General features: G+C 64.4%; 12 protein-coding genes and 2 pseudogenes. 8 read left to right on the plus strand and 6 right to left on the minus strand.

Features of this window, described 5'->3' with window-relative positions:
* Window position 1: 1 nt before the first annotated feature.
* The 6 genes from G9373_RS31225 to G9373_RS31250 all read left to right on the plus strand — a co-directional run bounded on the left by G9373_RS31225 (window position 2) and on the right by G9373_RS31250 (window position 7,108).
* Window positions 2–778: an enoyl-CoA hydratase-related protein gene (locus G9373_RS31225; RefSeq protein WP_167118636.1), complete on the plus strand. Its 777-nt coding sequence runs from the start codon at window positions 2–4 to the stop codon at window positions 776–778.
* Window positions 775–1,845, plus strand: coding sequence for an acyl-CoA dehydrogenase family protein (locus G9373_RS31230; protein WP_167118639.1), 1,071 nt, complete (start codon window positions 775–777; stop codon window positions 1,843–1,845). Before G9373_RS31225 ends, G9373_RS31230 begins: the two co-directional genes overlap by 4 nt.
* Window positions 1,842–3,509: an AMP-binding protein gene (locus tag G9373_RS31235; protein WP_167118642.1), complete on the plus strand. Its 1,668-nt coding sequence runs from the start codon at window positions 1,842–1,844 to the stop codon at window positions 3,507–3,509. Before G9373_RS31230 ends, G9373_RS31235 begins: the two co-directional genes overlap by 4 nt.
* A 290-nt stretch (window positions 3,510–3,799) precedes the next feature.
* Entirely contained in the window at window positions 3,800–4,783 is a 984-nt protein-coding gene (locus G9373_RS31240) for an NADPH:quinone oxidoreductase family protein (RefSeq protein ID WP_167118645.1), read from the plus strand.
* A gap of 286 nt (window positions 4,784–5,069) precedes the next feature.
* Entirely contained in the window at window positions 5,070–6,266 is a 1,197-nt protein-coding gene (locus G9373_RS31245) for a thiolase family protein (protein WP_167118648.1), read from the plus strand.
* Window positions 6,266–7,108 carry a 3-hydroxyacyl-CoA dehydrogenase family protein gene (locus G9373_RS31250; RefSeq protein ID WP_167118651.1) on the plus strand — a complete coding sequence of 281 codons (843 nt, stop codon included), beginning with the start codon at window positions 6,266–6,268 and terminating at the stop codon, window positions 7,106–7,108. Before G9373_RS31245 ends, G9373_RS31250 begins: the two co-directional genes overlap by 1 nt.
* A 661-nt stretch (window positions 7,109–7,769) precedes the next feature.
* Here G9373_RS31250 and G9373_RS31255 read toward each other — a convergent pair.
* Window positions 7,770–8,855 (minus strand): LLM class flavin-dependent oxidoreductase, encoded by a 1,086-nt coding sequence (locus tag G9373_RS31255; protein ID WP_240960844.1) that lies wholly within the window; start codon window positions 8,853–8,855, stop codon window positions 7,770–7,772.
* 743 nt (window positions 8,856–9,598) lie between these two features.
* Entirely contained in the window at window positions 9,599–9,901 is a 303-nt protein-coding gene (locus G9373_RS31260; protein WP_346842871.1) for a PaaI family thioesterase, read from the minus strand.
* A gap of 416 nt (window positions 9,902–10,317) precedes the next feature.
* Between G9373_RS31260 and G9373_RS31265 the strand changes: the two genes are divergently transcribed.
* Window positions 10,318–10,662 (plus strand): hypothetical protein, encoded by a 345-nt coding sequence (locus G9373_RS31265; protein WP_167118598.1) that lies wholly within the window; start codon window positions 10,318–10,320, stop codon window positions 10,660–10,662.
* Here G9373_RS31265 and G9373_RS31270 read toward each other — a convergent pair.
* Window positions 10,615–11,266 (minus strand): annotated as a pseudogene (locus G9373_RS31270) (IS6 family transposase). The gene G9373_RS31265 and the pseudogene G9373_RS31270 overlap by 48 nt on opposite strands.
* A gap of 693 nt (window positions 11,267–11,959) precedes the next feature.
* Between G9373_RS31270 and G9373_RS31275 the strand changes: the two are divergent.
* Window positions 11,960–12,780 (plus strand): annotated as a pseudogene (locus G9373_RS31275) (M20/M25/M40 family metallo-hydrolase); the annotation flags it as partial.
* Between the two features lie 214 nt (window positions 12,781–12,994).
* Here G9373_RS31275 and G9373_RS31280 read toward each other — a convergent pair.
* From G9373_RS31280 to G9373_RS31290, 3 genes are all read right to left on the minus strand, one after another.
* Window positions 12,995–14,140: an acyl-CoA dehydrogenase family protein gene (locus G9373_RS31280; RefSeq protein ID WP_167118657.1), complete on the minus strand. Its 1,146-nt coding sequence runs from the start codon at window positions 14,138–14,140 to the stop codon at window positions 12,995–12,997.
* A 72-nt stretch (window positions 14,141–14,212) separates the two neighbouring features.
* Window positions 14,213–15,577 carry an MFS transporter gene (locus tag G9373_RS31285; protein ID WP_167118660.1) on the minus strand — a complete coding sequence of 455 codons (1,365 nt, stop codon included), beginning with the start codon at window positions 15,575–15,577 and terminating at the stop codon, window positions 14,213–14,215.
* Between the two features lie 72 nt (window positions 15,578–15,649).
* Window positions 15,650–15,947 (minus strand): MaoC/PaaZ C-terminal domain-containing protein (locus G9373_RS31290; protein WP_277346666.1); only part of this gene is annotated, 298 nt, incomplete at its 5' end.

Genomic DNA, 15,947 nt, shown 5'->3' on the forward strand with positions numbered 1-15,947 from the left:
CATGGCATACGACGACATTCTGACCAGCACCGACGGCCCGGTCCTCACCATCACTCTCAACCGGCCCGACGCGGGCAACAAATTCCGGTACCAAACCTGCCTGGAGCTCTTCGATGCGCTGCAGAAGTTCCGGCTCGACCCGCAGCTGCGTGCCGCGGTGCTGACCGGCACCGGTGAAAAGTTCTTCTGCATCGGCGGCGAGCACGATCCGATGACCTCCCTCGACCAGTCCCAGGTGCTGCCGATCATCGACGTCTACCAGGCGATCGACACCATTCCCAAGCCCGTGATCGCCGCGGTGAACGGCTTCGCGGTCGGCGGCGGAAACGTGCTGCACACCGTCTGCGACCTGACCATCGCCTCGGAGAACGCGGTTTTCCGGCAGGTCGGCCCGATGGTGGGCAGCTTCGACGCCGGATACGGCAGCTGGTATCTCGAGGACACGATCGGTCGTAAGCGCGCCAAGGAGATGTGGTACCTCAACAAGAAATACACCGCGGAGCAGGCCCGCGAGATGGGCCTGGTCAACGAGGTCGTCGCCTCCTCCGAACTCCAGGCTCGCGCCGCCGAGGTGGCCCGTGAGATCACCACCCGAAGCCCGCTGGCGATCGGCGGGCTAAAGGGCGCCTTCTCCGCCCGCCACAACGGTGTCTCCGGGCAGGCACGGATGGCCCACGACCAGCAGCTGACTCTCTACCTCCAGACCAAGGAGGCGCACGAAGTCGGTGCGGCGTTCGGCGAGCGCCGTCAGCCCAAGGCCGAGAGCTTCTGGTCGTGAGCTGGTCATCGGGGTGGTGGGGTCCCGCCCTCACCAGCGACCAGAGTGATCTGCGCGCCATGCTGGGCGCGTTTTACGCCGCGCACGACCACGTGCTCGACGACGACCCGGATGCAGTGGCCGCACTGGTCACCGAACTAGCCGAACTCGGGGTCTGGACCCTCGGTACAGCCGAATCCACTGGTGGAGGGGGCGCGGAGCGGGAACTGACCGCGCTCGCCCTCGAACGGCTCGGCAGGGCCTGGCCCGCGCTCGGCTGGGCGGCCGCACAGGCACACGCCGCCATCGACGTCCTCGCCGGCGACCACCGATTCACCGACCTCGTCGCCCAGATCCATACCGGGCAGGCGTCCGTCGCGGTCGTCGACACTGTCTCGGCGCATGTGCGGCTGGCATTCACCGGTAACGCGCTCACCGGCTCGATCGACCGAGTCGACGCCGCCGCTTTGCAACCACACCTGCTGGTGCTCGACGGTAGCGAGAGAGCACTGTTGGTGCCTCCCGCCGCGATCACCTTCACCCCGCTGCGCCGTACCGGGCTCGGCGGTGCACTCACTCGAACCGCGGATGTCGATGCCACCACCGACACAATCCACGAATTGACCGGAATCGACGCCACCGCCGCCAGAAGCCGTCTGCGGCTCGGCGCGGCCGCGGTGGCGGCCGGTCTCACCGGTGCCGCTGCCGACGCGGCCGCGGATTACGCCGCCGATCGCCACCAGTTCGGTGCCGCGCTCACAGAGATCCCTACTGTCCGACAGTCACTTCTCGGGCAAGCGACCCGATCCGTGATCACCCTGGGTTCGGTATTGGCCGCCGCCGATGACGACGTGCAGACACTTGCTGTAGTCCGCGAGGCGTGCGACGGCGCGATCGACGTCGCCGCTGCAGCGCTGCAGTCTCACGGTGGCTACGGCTACCTCGCTGAGTACGGCGCCGAGCGCCGTCTCCGTGACGCGGTCTCGTTGCGCGCCGCAGTCGACACCCAGGGGGCAGCCGTCGCGACCGCACGCACCCTCGTACACCTCGCGCCTGTGCCCACTGCTCTGAGGAAGAAGGCGGCATGACTCCACTGATCCACCGTCCACTCGCCGATGTCCTCGACGGCCAGGTCACTCCCATCGACGACGAGACCGCCGCGGCCTGGCGAGCCGAGGGGTGGTGGGAGAACCGCTCGATCCGGTCGCTGCTGACTGAGATCGCCGAGACCGACCCAGACCGGGTCGCTCTGATCGGCCGGCGTAGCGAGGGTGATCGGATCACCCGCACCTACCGGGAGTTCGACCAGAACGCGCACCACGCCGCCAGCGTCTTCGCCTCGCTCGGTGTCGGTGTCGGTGACGCGGTCGTGTTGATGCTGCCGAACTGGGTGGAATACCCCGAGATGGTGTTCGGGATCAACGAAATCGGCGCGATCTATGCAGGTATCCCGGTCGCCTACGGTGAGAAGCAGGCTGCGGCGATCCTGCGGCGGAGCAAGGCTAAAGTACTGGTCATCCCACGCCGCTGGCGCAGCAACGACCACCTCGAACTCTCCCGCACGCTCCGCGCACAAATTCCCACCCTCGAGCACGTGATCGTCATCGACGAGGACGATTCAGACCTCCAGGACGGCGAGTCGCTGTGGTCCAGCCATGCCGCCGTGCCCACCTGCCGGTTCCCGGACCCGGAGCCCAGCCGGGTCTGCTACCTCGGCTTCACCTCCGGCACCACCGGCGAGCCGAAGGGTGCGATGCACAGCCACAACACTCTGATCTACTCGGCCCGACAGCAGGCGGCACACGTGGGTCCGACCGCCTACGGGGATCCGATGGTCCAACTGGTGGCATCCCCGGTCGGCCACCACACGGGCTTCGTCTGGGGCATCCTCTTCACGGTCGTGCTGGGCGGGACGGGCGTGCACGTCGATCGCTGGGACCCGAAATGGGGTGTGCAGGTGATACGACAGGAAGGGGTGACCACGTTCTTCGGAGCCCCCGCCTTCCTGCAAGACATGGTTCGCACCGACCTGGCCGGGGACCCGTCCTGCCCATTGAGATGCGTTGTCATCGCGGGCTCCTCAGTACCGCGGGGTCTGCCGGCGCAGGCACAAGAGGCACTCGGCGCCTACATCTGCCCGGCCTGGGGAATGACCGAGTGCAGCATCATCGTCTCGTGTACGCCGAAGGAACCTGACACGGTCCAGAGCACAGACGGCTCGGTGTTCGCCGGTTCGGAGGCGCGGGTCGTCGATGAGAACGGCGAGGACGTCGCGGTGGGCGAGGTCGGTGATCTGCTCGTCCGTGGTCCGTCGGTGATCTACGGATACTACGATCGGCCGGACGCGACCGCCGATGCCTTCGCGCCAGGATTGTGGTTCAAGACCGGCGATCGGGCCAGCCTCGACGAGCACGGCTGGCTGTCCCTGCGGGGGCGAACCAAGGACATCATCATCCGCGGTGGCGAGAACATCCCGGTCACGGACGTCGAGTCGATCATTTTCGATCATCCCGACGTGCTGAACGCCGCCGTCGTCGGCATGCCCGACGATCGGCTCGGTGAGCGGGTGTGCGCGGTCCTCGTCGTCAAGGCCGGCAGTCCCGAGCCGACCGTGGCAACTCTGGGGGATTACCTGCTGTCCCAGGGTCTCTCCAAGCACTACCTACCGGAGCGGGTCGTCGCCCTTCCCGAGCTGCCGATGACGCCCAGTGGCAAGATCCAGAAGTTCAAGCTCCGAGAGATGATCGTGTGAGCGCGATGGTAGCCGCCGAAGCCGAGGTGGACCACACTGAACCGCCCCGCCCGCGGTATCGATGCACACTGCAAAGGCTGATTAATACCGAGCCCACAGCTCGTCTTCGATCCGGGCCCCAGGGCCGGGGACGTCGAGGTGCCTGCCCAACGCCACCGGGCCTTCGGCTCGCGCTCATGCCGACTTAGGTGATGGAGCCGTTCCGCCCCAAGTCAGCCTCGGCGTCCACGCAATGAACGCCACCGCACCTCGTATCATCCACTGCTCGCTCACCCCGAAAGGAGCCCGCCATGCGTGCGGCACTAGTCACTGAGTTCGGACCTCCGTCGAGCCTGGTGATCGAGGATGTCCCCGATCTGGTTCCCGGCCCCGGCGAGGTGGTAATCGAGGTCGGTGCGGTCAGCATCAACTTCCCCGACATCCTCGTCGTCGAAGGCACCTACCAAAACCTCCCACCGCGGCCGTTCGTCCCCGGAAAGGAGGCCGCGGGCCGCGTCATCGCGGTCGGTGAGGGCGTTGACCGCATCACCGTCGGGCAGCGAGTCCTGACACTGGTCGAGTTCGGCGGCTACGCCGAGCAAGTCGTGGTGCCCGAGGCGTTGGCAGTGGAACTCCCGGACAGCATGAGCTACGAGGAGGCGGCGGCCTTCGGGCTCGTAGCGTCTACTGCGCATCTCGGCCTGTTCCGCCGCGGCCACGTGCGACCGGGCGAGACGGTCCTCGTCACCGGTGCGGGCGGCGGAGTCGGTTCGGCCGCAGTGCAGTTGGCGAAGGCACGCGGTGCGCGGGTCATAGCTCTCGCCCAAGACGGCATCAAGGGTGAGCTCGCGCGGCGGCAGGGCGCCGACCTCGTGCTTACCGCCACTGCGGAGACACTGCGCGATGACCTGCTCGCCGCCACCGACGGCAACGGCGTCGACGTCGTACTCGACATGCTCGGCGGCGACTTCCTGACCCAGATCATCCGCGCGACCGCGTGGGAAGGCCGAATCGTGATCGTAGGGTTCGCCTCCGGCAGTCAAAGCCCCATCAAACCCGGCCATATCCTGGTGAAGAACATCAGTGTGGTGGGTCTTCAGAGCAGTGACTACCACGACCGCAACCCCGAGTTGATGCGGTCGACACTGGCCGAGATCTTCGGGCTGTTCGACCAAGGAAGAATCAATGCCGCCGTCGATATCACGTTTCCACTCGACAAGGTGGCCGACGCCCTGCAGTACGTCAAAGACGGCAAAGTCAAAGGCAAGGTAGTCGTCACCACGGGGCTCGGCTGATGCCCACGTTGCTCGACGCCCCTATCCGGGGACGTTCAGGGAGCTCGCTGTCTCCGCGACTGGCGGAATTCGATAGCTCGATGATCGCGTACCTCGGCATCCGGGACCGGGATTTCTCGTACCCGAACCATGCGACCTCTGTGGACGATCATGACGGCGAAATGAAGCCTCCGGTGACAGCTATAATGCGTTGCGGCGCAGTCCAATTCGACCATCCGATATCGAACGTCTACGTCACCGCACTTCAGCGGGCCGTAACATACCAACCCGTCGCAAAGGAAATTCAATGACCGGCGCATACCTCTTCGCCGCCGCCCGCACTCCATTCGGGCGTTTCGGTGGAGCACTGGCCGATGCCCGTCCGGACGATCTGGCAGCGGCGGTCATGTCGGGATTGCTGTCGAAAACGCCCACCTTGGATCCGTCGGAGATCGGCGACATCGTCTGGGGCAACGCCAACGGTGCCGGTGAAGAGAACCGCAACGTCGGCCGAATGGCGGCGTTGCTCGCCGGATTGCCGACCAGTGTTCCGGCGACCACGGTGAACCGGCTGTGCGGGTCATCACTGGACGCAGCGATGATCGCGTCACGCACGGTGGAATCAGGGGACGCGGACATTGTGCTGGTCGGCGGCGTCGAGTCGATGACCCGGGCCCCATGGGTGATGCCGAAGCCATCTCGCGCCTTCCCCGCCGGTGACACCGCTGCCGTCTCGACCACCCTCGGATGGCGCCTGGTCAACCCGAAGATGCCGGCCGAATGGACGGTGTCGTTGGGGGAATGCAACGAGCAGCTAGCCGACAAATTCGCGATTTCCCGGAAGCGGCAGGACGAGTTCGCAGTCCGCTCGCACATTCTCGCCGACACTGCCTGGAAAGCGGGGTGGTACGACGATCTCGTGGTCGCTGTTCCGGGAGTCGACCTGAGCCAGGACGAGGGCATCCGGCCGGACTCCACCCCGGAGAAACTGGCGGGATTGAAGCCGTCATTCCGGCAAGCCGGAACGATCACAGCGGGAAACGCAAGCCCACTCAACGACGGCGCATCCGCGCTATTGGTGGGATCGGGCGACGCGTCCGATCGGATCGGGTCGGCACCGCTAGCCCGGATCGCCGGGCGGGGAGCGTACGCGCTCGATCCGCAGAACTTCGGATTCGCGCCGGTCGAGGCCGCCAACCTGGCCCTGACCCGGGCCGGAATTTCCTGGGATGAAGTGGGGGCCGTCGAACTCAACGAGGCCTTCGCAGTGCAATCGCTGGCCTGCATCGACGCATGGAAGATCGACCCCGCGATCGTCAATACCTGGGGTGGAGCGATCGCCATCGGTCACCCGCTGGGTGCCTCCGGTGCCCGAATCCTCGGCACTCTGACTCACCGCCTGGTCCGGGACCGGCAGAGGTGGGGAGTGGCGGCCATCTGTATCGGCGTCGGCCAGGCATTGGCTGTTGTCCTCGAAAACGTATCGTCCGGATCGGAGAACTAATGAGTTTGCCAACGAATGTCGGTGTGTACGGCGGAGGCCGAATGGGAGCGGGTATCGCGCATGCATTCCTGTCGGCCGGCGCCTCGGTGACGGTGATCGAGTCCGACGACACGGCAGTCTCAGCTGCCGAAGAACGAATCGGCGCCAACCTGGCGAAAGCGGCCGAGCGAGGCACACTCGCGGAATCGGTCGATCGGGTGCGAAGCCGGCTGACGGTCGCGCCGGACCCGGCGGCACTGGCTGGATGCGGGTTGGTGGTAGAAGCGGTGCCGGAGGTCGTCGAACTCAAGACCCGGGTGCTGACCCGGATCGAGGAGTTCGCCTCAGAGGCGGTGCTGGCCACCAACACCAGTTCCTTGTCGGTCGATCAGCTGATGACCGGGCTGGCTCGACCCGAGCGGTTCCTGGGACTGCACTTCTTCAACCCGGTACCCGCGAGCGAGTTGGTGGAGATCGTGGTGGGTGCGAAGACCGCCGCAGATTTGGTGACCGACGCCCAGGGATGGGTTGCCGCACTGGGCAAGACCGCCATCACCGTCACAGACTCTCCCGGGTTCGCGTCGTCGCGGCTAGGTGTGGCGATCGCGCTCGAGGCGATGCGGATGCTCGAGGACGGAGTGGCGTCGGCAGAGGACATCGACACCGCGATGACATTGGGTTACAAGCACCCCATGGGCCCTCTGAGGACCACGGACGTCGTAGGCCTGGACGTGCGGTTAGCGATCGCCGAACACCTCGCCAGCGAAGTCGGTGCGCGGTTTGAGCCGCCCGCGATTCTGCGGGAGAAGATTGCTGCCGGACACCTCGGCCGCAAGACGGGGCAGGGATTCTACACCTGGTGAGCAACCCGGCGAGCACAGTTCGGTGATCAGAACAGCCATGTGGCGCGGGAATACGTGCAAGTCGTCTACGTCGGCGGTGAGATCGAACACGTCCGGGGGAAGCGCCAAGAAGATTTTGGTCCAGCCCGCCTAGCAGGGGCGACAGGTCAGTACACCCGAGGTTTCTGTCGCACCGAGTTGTGTTGTCCATCATGCGTCACCGAAGTGGTAGGTGGTCTGCGGGGACTGCCCCCACTTCGGTTGAGGCGTGAGGTTAGTAAGTGGTTCGGCCCGCGATCAAGGGCTTATCGGGGTAGAGCGTTTGCGTGGCCGATTCGCGCCGGTTCGGCGCCAGGCGGTGAACCGGGTGTCCCCTGCAAGCACTGGCTTGCACTCCTCGGTGAGTCGAGTTCGCGGTAGCTGAGTTCGCCGACGGCGTCCGTGTCCCGATGCACCAGCAGTGCATCGGGATCGAACATAAAGGGTGACTCCGACAGTCCTGTACTGAGTTGCGGTTACCGTCGAGCGAGAGGTTCCGACCGACTGATTCCCTGCTTCAGTCGGGTGTCACGCACATCGTTGACGTCCCGGGTCGTGGTGTTGAAGACATTGCAGGAGTTCGCTTCTTATGCGAATGGATGGGTCGGTCCTCCACGAGACGGATATCCGCCGCGATATCGGATCAAACCTCGAGACGGTCATGAAGGTCCTCGTCGTCCCCGTAGCGTTTTCGCGTGGAAAGTCCGCCAACGACCGGTGCCATGTGCTTGGCGAGAAGCCGGGGCAGCACCTGGTGGCCGAGCAGTTCCAGGGATTCGTGGACGAAGGGCTCAGGGGTGCCGGGCAGGCCGACCTGGAAGACGATCTCGTTGAAGCCAAGCCTCTGGTACTCCGCGATTTGCTCAATAACAGTCTCGGGGCTGCCCACGATGGCACGCCCGGGAGGGAGTGAACTGTCCGAGTTTTCGATCGAGTGACGTTCTCCTACGACTTCTTTGAAAATTCCCCAGTCGCCCAACGCCCGATAGTAGGCCTCGAAGGCGTTGACGAACCTTTCCGTGGCCAACTCGTCGGTCTCTGCGACCATGCAGTGCCTCAACAGGGGACGGCGCTGGATAACCCGGCCCTCGGCGGCCAAAGCTTCGTCGAAGCGCGCCGAGAATGATGCCAAGTCTTCAATCGGGGTGTGGCTACTTCCCAACCATGCGTCGCCGAGCCGAGCCGCGCGCCGTACGCCCACCGAGGAGCTGGCCCCTATCCAAATGGGGATTCCCCCCGGACGCTCAGATTGAGAAACCATCCTGACTTGGTCGAATGAGTAATATTTCCCGTTGAAGTTCAGCGGCTGGTCACTGGACCACAGGTGCCGCATCACCGTGATGATTTCTTCAAACCGTTTTGCTCGTTCACGGATTGGGACACCGATGGCAGCGAACTCGCGCGGAGCCCAGCCCAGCGCGGCGCACAGGTTGAGCCTGCCACCGGAGATGTTGTCCAGACTCATCAATGACTCTGCCAGACGGATAGGATGCGCGAGGGGCAACAGGTAAACGCCGCCGATCTCCAGCGTCTCTGTTGCCCCCGAAATTCGGCCTAGGAACACACTCGTGTCGAGAACCGGCCAAGGATCACCGAGCAAGTGCTGGCCCACCCAGACGGACGTGAAACCTGCCTGCTCGGCTGCCACGACGCGTCCCAGCAGAGTGTCGGTCAAAGCCTTGGTGCTCGGCGCTCCCGGGTCGAGCCACCCCGATAGAAACAGCCCCATTCGGAACGCAGGACCCTCCAAATTGGGCACCGACGTAGTGCGTGACTCTGTCACTCGCAACCCCCTCGTGTTTGCGTCCCGACCGCGACCGATGACGCTGCAGGCGCGTGACACGGACGGAGATACTTACACCCAGTTATATATCTGACAATACACTCACGGTCTCGTTCAGATCTAGAGTTTGACAGAACCCTTCATGTGCATCATTGATCAGGGTATAAAATGTTTGACTGAATGGGAGAAGAATGCCGCCCGGTTTCTGGGTGGGTTCGTGTCCAGGAAGCGCGCTATCGTCCGTGCGTCATCGTATACGGCGTATCCAGCGCGATCTAGCGGCGCCAAGTGTGCTTACGCTGCCGACGGATCGGCACCAGAAAAATATCAAAAAAGCTGCCATGCAGAGCAATGCACTTATCAGTAACGGATAGTTCTCGCATGATCACGCAGCGAAGCTGACCTCGGCCCCAAGGCCCCTGCGGGGGTGGTTGTGGTGCTTCGTTGGGTGTTCTCGTCGTATCGGTGCACGCCGGCAGCGCTGTCTCGGCGGCCGCTCCCGCTGCGGATGAGGGCTTGCGCGTTGGCGGCCGATGGGAGGAGATCTTTGGTGTGCTCCTCGGTTTCGTCGAGTGTCGTCCTCGGAACGCCGTCAATCGAGGAGACACTGGACGGCTTTTATTGGTTCCGCCGAAAACACGCCTTCTTAGAATTCCGCCCTTGGAGTCTCGTTGGTCAGTTTTATCTGGTTAAGTTCTGCAATCGAACCTGCCCCGTGCTACCAGCTGGTCTTGATCGTTCGTGATGAGTACCTGCCATAGCTGCTGTGAGTGCCCGCGGTGGACTGGGGTTGCCTCACCGAAATGCGTTCCGTCGCTCGATGCGCGCAGGAAGTCGGTGTTGTTGTTGACGCCGACCACGCGGCCATTCGCGCCGAACCATACCGACGCCCCGATGCTCGCCAGTGACTCCATGGCAGTGCAGAATGCGCCACCATGAACGATGCCATGCGCCTGGTGGATTGCAGGCCCCACTGTCCAATTCGCCCGCACTCGGTCCCCGGTCGCCTCAGTGAACTGAAGGCCGACACCGCCAGCGAATCCGGCTTCTATGTCACACCCGCATTTTCAACGAGCGACATTTCGTGAAAGGCCCGCCGGATATTCGTGCTTACTCTTTCCATCGTTACTCCAATCGACTCGCCGGTCCGATCAGCGGTCCGGGATGCCTCGCCACGAGTGCTACGTTCACCCGCCCTGGCAACTTCTCTCGCCCTCAAGAGTGACCTATTCGGAGAATGTCTGACAGTCACCGACCTGTCAAGCGGCAGCATCCGCATCGGTCGGAACCGGCGCAGTTCGATGCGTCAATGGCAAGCGGTAAGCCAGCGGCCGGGCGACACGGTCGGCGATCGGGTGTGGAGGGCCTATGTTCGTGAAAAATGCACGCGACATAAGACATTTGCAACTTGTACCGCGACGTGTTGATGTGCGACGAGTTGGCGGGTGGTTTCGGCTCAGTTCGATGTGTGTTCGTCGATGGCTGCAACGTATTCGGCGTAGCTGGCCGCCGAGGCGACAGCGTGTCGTTCTATCGTTCCGGGGTGGTAGCCGAGGGCATTGTCACGTTAACTGAGAGGTTCTGCAGGGCATTGGATTCGGGTGCAGAATCGCCCGAGTCGCATGTTGCTGTGAGTGGTTCAGGCGGCGACCGCGGTGTCGGTGATCTCACGCCAGATGGTGAACCGGTCGGCCATCACCTGCCGCTACTCACCCGCCGACAATCGGTGTCGGTGTGGCCGGAAGTGTGGTGAGATCGACGAGAACGCCGACAGAAATCGCTGCGCGTGCCGCATTGATTTGAAACGCTTCATCGCCCGCTCCCGCTGCCGGGTCGACTGACGCGAGTTCTCGGCTCGATTGTTCAGGTACTTGGAGCGTCGATGCTCGACGGAGCCGAGCAGGTCGCGATGCGCGACGGTGTAGCTGGCCAGCTTGGCTTGTCGGTGACCAGCACCCGCGGCACGTATCGCAGGCCCTTGAGCAGCTTACGAAAGAATCGCTTGGCAGCCTTGGCATTGCGGCGGGACTGCACCAGCACGTCGAGCACGTTGCCGTGCTGGTCGACCGCCGCCACAAGTAGCGTTGTTCGCCGTCGCCCCTCATAAAGACCTTGTCGAGGTGCCACTTATCGCCCGGTCGTGGCCGGCGGTGCCGCAGCTGGCTCGCCCAGTCCTGCCCGAACTTCGCGCACCAGCGCCGGATCGTCTCGTAGGACACCACGACACCGCGTTCGAGCATCATCTCCTCCACATCGCGGAAGCTGACGCTGAAGCGGAAGTGCAACCACACGCAACGCTGGATGATGTCGACCGGGAAGCGGTGACGCTTGTACGACGGCGCTGCGGTGCTCACCAAGCCGATCCTGCCAGCCGGACCCCACTACCGTTAGCGTGACAATGCCTGTGCGGGAGCCCTTCCGGGTGTGAGCCTACGCTCCGGCATTCGGCATTCGGCATTCGGCATTCGGCACTCGCCTCCGCGTGCGGTGCACATCGCGCAGCCGCCGTAGCAGCAGGCGCCCGACGGAATAAGCGTGACGGAGTAGAACATCGGACCACCAAGGGAATCCTCAGCCACACAGGAGAGAACTCCGAAGGAGGACACAACCAACAGGCCGCACGCGAACTCGCCGCCCGATACCTTAACGCCATCGTTCATCCGTCCTTCGATGTTCCCTCGGTGAGAACGAAACCCAGCGTGCCGTGAGAGTGAAATGCCCCGCCAGACCGGCGACGCGAATCGATCGTGCCGACGGAGCAGGCGCTCCCCGGTGCCAGGGAGCGTCCCCGTCAGTCACCGATTGCGAAACCGCTCACTGGGGAGGCGAGAACAGATCACCACGCACGGGGTGGCTGCACAAGGGTTTCGTCGGAGTCGGAGGCACGTGCGTCACACCCGGCGAGAACGAAGTGTTTCCGCCGGTGCCGGTTTCGGAGGTGGTTGTGGGGGGCACGCTGTTCGGGTTCTGTTCATCGCGGCTTTCCGCGACCGGTGAGGGGTTCGTCTGTCGGAGGGTTTAGTCTCGGCGCATGTATGCGTGAGCGAATCGTGTTCCAGCCGGCCGAGGAGGTCGGTGACGGTGCCCGCACGATGATCGACGACCGCCTGGGTGAGCTGCTCCCGACGGTCCATGTGGCGATGGCCCAGCACGTGCTGCCCGCCCCGGCCGGGGTGGTCGGCACCCATCCCGGGCCGGTGTTGTCCGCGGCCGACAGCATGCGGATCGCCGTGCACGGCCGCGGTGGGCACGGCTCCATGCAGCAGGCCACGGTCGACCCGGTGGTGTTGGCCGCGATGATCGTGGTCCGGTTGCAGACCGTCATCTCGCGGGAGACCACGCAGGGGGAGGCGGCGGTGCTCACCGTCGGCAGCATCGTCGCCGGGACCAAGAGCAATGTCATCGCGGACCATGCGGTGCTCGAGCTGAACGTCAGGACCTACGGTGACGCGACCCGCACCGCGATCTTGGGCGCCATCCGCCGGATCGTCGTCGCCGAATGCCACGCCTCCCGGTCGCTGAGGGACCCGGAGTTCGAGTTGTTCGACCGTTTCCCGCCCACCGTCAACAACCCGGACACCACCGCCTGGGTCGCGGCCGCCTTCGCCGAGCATTTCGGTGACCGCAGCCGGGTGATGCCGATGCAGACCGCAAGTGAGGACTTCAGCGACATCCCCACCGCCCTCGGCGTGCCGTACACGTACTGGGGTTTCGGCGGCATCGACCCGACACCTACCGCAAGGCAGAGCGGGCCGGGCGGGTGTCGGAGGATGTTCCGGTCAATCATTCGGCGACCTTCGCCCCGGTGATCCAACCCACTCTCGACACCGGCACCGAGGCGTTGGTCGTCGCCGCGCTGGCCTGGCTGTGACCACGCGGCGCGTGCCGCTGCCACGACACCGGTTCCCGATCCCGACACCATCAGGGGAGGGTTCAGGTTCCGATTGGTGACGAGGACGTCGGATATCACACGCATCGTGCGGTTTCGGCCAGCGGTTGGCACGTTCGTTTCCTGTCCAGCGCTGTCTGCCGGGTACACCCACTGTGATGGTTCGGGCGCTACCTCGATCTCTGCTACATGGGTACTAGAGACCATACGACTTGCCGATGATTTCTCGCTGAATCTCGTTGGTTCCACCGTAGATCGTGGCGCCCAGAGACACTCGCACGTGGTGCACCATGTCGAACTCGGTGGAGTAGCCGTAACCGCCCATCAGCTGCATGCCTTCGAGTGACATGCTCTTCGAGACCTCGGTGGCCTTGAGTTTCGCCATGGACGAGGCCCGGGACAGGTTTGTGGATCGACTCGGATCGTCTGCCTGCTGGGCGACGCTGTAGACGAGCAGGCGGGCGCATTCGATTTCGGTGGCGAGGTCGGCGATGCGGTGTTTGATGGCTTGGAAGGAGCCGACGGCTTGGCCGAACTGGGTGCGTTCGGTGATGAATGTCAGGCAGTCGTCGAAGGCGCGTTCGGCGGTGCCGAGCATTTGTGCGGCCAGGATCAGCCGCTCGGTGTCGAGTCCGGCCATCAGCTGCGGCCATCCCTGTCCTACTTCGCCGATCACGGCGTCGGTGGGCAGTACACAGTCGGTGAAGTACAGGTCGTTGACCTCCTCTCCGTTCATGGTGTCGATGCCCTTGATGGACAGGCCGGCAGTGTCGGACGGTACGTGGAACATGGTCAGTCCGTGGTGTTTTTTCTCGCCGCGGTCGGTTCTGGCCACCAGCAGGATGCTGTCGGCGAGGTGGGCGTTGGTGCACCAGGTCTTCTGGCCGTTGATTACCCAGCCGTCGGCGGTTCGCTCGGCGCGGCAGGTCATCGCGGCGACATCTGATCCTGCTCCCGGTTCGGACATCGCGATGGCCAGTGCCGCGCCGTCGGCGATTCGGGCCAGGACGGTCTTCTTCAGTTCTTCGTGTGCGAACCGGTTGTAGATGCCTCCGGTGATGAGGGTGGTGCCGTGCCATGGTATCGGTGCCATGCCCCGGGCGAGCTCCTCGAGCAGGACGCACAGGTCGACGTGGTTGCCGCCGGCGCCGCCGTACTCCTCGGGAACGTTGATTGCCGCCCAGCCGAGTGCGGCGACCCGCCGGTTGAGGTCGAGGCTGTGGGACTGGCGGCCGCAGTCGGTGAGTTTGTCTCGTTGTTCCCTGCTGCCCACCTCTCGGCGGCAGAATTCGCGGACCGCGGATCCGAATTCGTGTTGCTCATCGGTGAGCGTCACAGTCATTGTTTCTCCTGGCATGGGGGATTGGTGTGGAGGTATGGCTAATTCACTTCCGGTGGAGGTGAATTCGCAGATTTACACGGGGTCGCCGGCGGGAATGCGGGCGTCCAGACGCTCGGTGTCTCCGTCGTTGCCCTGGGTCTGGCGATGTGATGCGAAGCTATGGCGGACAGCGAACGCGGCGGTGAAGGACACCACGGCGGTGCCCACGAGGATCGCGGCGAGGGGCCACCAGTGCTCGGAGCCGTCGGTGGGGACCAGTGCCGCTGCGACGAGGGGAGTGGGCGCGGCCCACGCGACGCCGGCGAACGCGCTGCACAGCGCGACACCGCTGTAGCGGACCTCGGTGGGGAAGAGTTCGGCGGTCATGCTCGAGACCACGGCGTAGGTTGTGGCGTGGCCGAGGACGAGGGCGGTGGTGAACGCGATGATCATCAGAGCCATGTTTCCAGTGTTGAACAGTGCGAAGAGGGGGAAGGCGAACGCCCCCGTGAATACCACTCCGCTGACGAACACCGTCCAGGCCGAGAGCCTGTCGCAGAGGATCCCCACTCCGATCATGGCAGCGAGATCGATGATGGCGGCGATGAGCAGAATCATCAGGGTGTCGCTCTTGGTGAACCCGTGGATGTTCGTGGCCATTGTGAGCATGTACGTCGTGATCAGGTAGAACAGGACGATCACGCTGGCCTGCAGGCCGATACCGGCGGCGACCTTGCCCGGCATCGTTCGTATCACCGTCGCGATGGGGTTGCTCTTGACCGTGCCGACCTTCTTGGCCTCGGTGAACTCACTCGATTCCGACACGCCGAGCCTGATGATCATGCCGATCACCACGAGGACGAACCCGGCGAGGAACGGGATGCGCCATCCCCACGACAACAGCTGCTCGTTAGGCATCCGGGCGACGAAGTACATCACGATCGTCGCGAGGACGAGCGCGAGGGGGCTGGCGATCTGAGGTGCGGAGCCGTAGAGGCGGACACGCGACTTCGGCGCGTTCTCCACGCTCATCAGCACGGCACCGCCCCATTCGCCGCCGACGGCGACGCCCTGGAGGAAACGCAGCGCGGTCAGCAGGATCGGTGCCCAGATGCCGACCTGGTCCCACGTGGGTAGCAGGCCGATCAGGCCGGTGGAGGCACCCATGACGGTGAGGGTGGTGATCAGGGTCGTGCGTCGGCCGAGGCGGTCGCCGAGGTGCCCGAAGATGAAGGCACCCACAGGGCGGGCGAGGAACGCGACTCCGAGGGTGGCGAAGGACGCGAGGGTCCCGACGTTCGATGCGAGGGCGGGGAAGAAGATTTTCGAGAACACCAGGGTTGCTGCGGTGGCGTAGATGAAGAAGTCGAACCACTCGACGGTGGTGCCCACGAGGCTCGCGAGGAAGGCGCGCTTCTGTTGCTTGGTTCCGAAGGTGGAGGGGGTGGGTGTGGTCATGGCGGGTGCCCTTTCGGCGGGGAATTTTCGTGTGGTGCTGGGGAATTCCTTCGGTGAAGCGTTATCGATCGGTCAGAAGCGGGCGTGGCCGCCCGCGAGCACAGCGGTGGTGTCGATGCGCGCATCGAAGTCGATGCCGGCACCGGCGGCCTGCGCCCTGACGGTGAGGGTGTTGTCGGGAAGGACGGGGGCGGCGAACCGTGCACGCAACTCACTGAGCTCCCACGGCTGCGCTCCGGCCGCTTTCGCGACCATTCGTGACGCGATGCCGAGGGTGCACAGGCCGTGCAGGATCGGTCGGTCGAACCCGTATCCGGCAGCGACGTCGGGGTCGATGTGGACGGGATGCAGGTCGCCGGTGAGTCGGTAC

The sequence above is a fragment of the Rhodococcus sp. A14 genome (assembly GCF_011603105.1).
In the GTDB taxonomy this organism is placed as follows: domain Bacteria; phylum Actinomycetota; class Actinomycetes; order Mycobacteriales; family Mycobacteriaceae; genus Rhodococcus_F; species Rhodococcus_F opacus.

What these genes read in the sequence shown, in the direction of transcription:
- G9373_RS31225 (WP_167118636.1), top strand. Translation starts at nt 2, where the DNA reads ATGGCATACGACGACATTCTGACCAGCACCGACGGCCCGGTCCTCACC.
- G9373_RS31235 (WP_167118642.1), top strand. Translation starts at nt 1,842, where the DNA reads ATGACTCCACTGATCCACCGTCCACTCGCCGATGTCCTCGACGGCCAG.
- G9373_RS31240 (WP_167118645.1), top strand. Translation starts at nt 3,800, where the DNA reads ATGCGTGCGGCACTAGTCACTGAGTTCGGACCTCCGTCGAGCCTGGTG.
- G9373_RS31245 (WP_167118648.1), top strand. Translation starts at nt 5,070, where the DNA reads ATGACCGGCGCATACCTCTTCGCCGCCGCCCGCACTCCATTCGGGCGT.
- G9373_RS31250 (WP_167118651.1), top strand. Translation starts at nt 6,266, where the DNA reads ATGAGTTTGCCAACGAATGTCGGTGTGTACGGCGGAGGCCGAATGGGA.
- G9373_RS31255 (WP_240960844.1), bottom strand. Translation starts at nt 8,855, where the DNA reads ATGGGGCTGTTTCTATCGGGGTGGCTCGACCCGGGAGCGCCGAGCACC.
- G9373_RS31280 (WP_167118657.1), bottom strand. Translation starts at nt 14,140, where the DNA reads ATGACTGTGACGCTCACCGATGAGCAACACGAATTCGGATCCGCGGTC.
- G9373_RS31285 (WP_167118660.1), bottom strand. Translation starts at nt 15,577, where the DNA reads ATGACCACACCCACCCCCTCCACCTTCGGAACCAAGCAACAGAAGCGC.